Source organism: Paraburkholderia sp. EG304 (assembly GCF_046543485.1).
Taxonomy (GTDB): Bacteria; Pseudomonadota; Gammaproteobacteria; order Burkholderiales; family Burkholderiaceae; genus Paraburkholderia; species Paraburkholderia youngii.
The window spans coordinates 1-1,338 of the sequence record NZ_JBKGUA010000216.1 but is presented as its reverse complement, the minus strand read 5'-3'; the positions used below and the strand labels follow the sequence as shown (position 1 = coordinate 1,338).

1 protein-coding gene is annotated in these 1,338 nt (G+C 61.4%); it reads right to left on the bottom strand.

Going from position 1 to position 1,338, the window contains the following annotated elements:
• Positions 1 to 76: 76 nt before the first annotated feature.
• Positions 77 to 1,207 (bottom strand): IS110 family transposase, encoded by a 1,131-nt coding sequence (locus ACLFKU_RS43440; RefSeq protein ID WP_184229108.1) that lies wholly within the window; start codon positions 1,205 to 1,207, stop codon positions 77 to 79.
• Between the last annotated feature and the right edge of the window lie 131 nt (positions 1,208 to 1,338).

The following is a 1,338-nucleotide window of genomic DNA, read 5'->3' as shown; positions in this document are numbered from 1 at the left end:
CAATCGCGGGTTGCTCGGGTGCCGGGCTACGCCGCCTTCAGGAAACTCTCCGTGTCCTCGTTAAGATGAGATAGTGTCAGACCGGCCTGGCATCTTTCGGTATGGCGAGAGACATCGCCAGTCTGCCGATGTCCCAGATAAACCCTGAGAGCTCTCGCGCAACGGCAACCACGCCGGTGTTCACATTCTTGCCGCGCGCTGCGAGCTTGCGATATCGCCGGCATAGCCGCAGCTGGGCATCCCATGCGCGGTCAATGATCGGTTTCGGAATTCCTTCATGGCGGCGTTGGATGTCGGGGCTCACCCGAGCGGGGTATCTGTAACTCCACGCAGCCTCCACGAGCAGCTTTCTTGCATAACTGTTCCCGTTTTTTGTAATGCTGCCTTGACGGCGCCGCTCGCCTGACGAGTGTTCGGAGGGCGTCACCCCGAGCCAGGCCATCAGCTGTCGCGGATGCTCGAATCGCGACAGGTCACCCAGTTCGGCGAGCATGCCAACGGCCGTGGTGAACTGGATACCGCGCATGGTCTGCAGTCCCAGTACGGCCGGATAGAAGCGCCAGTTGACGACAGCCTCGCGTAGTGCCGCCTCGAGGCGGTCGCATTGGGCGAGTCTGTCTTCAATGGTGCGGCGGCACTCGTCAAAGGCCAGTTGTTGCCAGTGGTTGGGGAATACGAAGGTGCTGATCCACCGTCGATGTGCCGGCCCCCAGTTCGCGCTGCCGGTGTAACGAATACCATGAGAGAGCAGAAACGACTTGAGGCGCTGACGCGCGTGCTTGAGATCCGCTTTGGCGGCGGCCCACGCGCGGGCCAGGTCCCGGAATGCCTCATCTTCGACGCCTGGCACGTAGACTGACGAGAGATCACCTGCACGCAACGAGCGCACGAGTTTGAGTGCGTCGCGGCGGTCAGTCTTGACCCGCTCGCCTGGTTTCTTCGGAATCAGCGACGGGGCACATACCACGCAGTCGAATCCCTTCTGCACCAGTTGCCGGTAGAGGCCATAGCCGCATGGCCCTGCTTCGTAGACGATGCGAACGTGCGTCGCCTTGGACTGCATGCGCTGGCACAGGCGATCGATGTCTGTCTTCGAAGTGCCGATCTTGCCCAGCAATTCCACCTCGCCTATCCCGACGGCGTAGGCTGCCGTGATGGATTCCTTGTGGACATCCAGACCGACGTACACAGTGCTATCGTGTCCCATGCTGGCCTCCGTGCTGGAAATCGCCGGGTGTCGCCCTCGTGCACACCATGCGGCTCTGGCAGCAATGCTAACCCGCGTCTGGTTTCTCACGGCGGGCCAGCCACCACATCACGGAAAGTCATACTGCCTAA

What these genes read in the sequence shown, in the direction of transcription:
- ACLFKU_RS43440 (WP_184229108.1), bottom strand. Translation starts at nt 1,207, where the DNA reads ATGGGACACGATAGCACTGTGTACGTCGGTCTGGATGTCCACAAGGAA.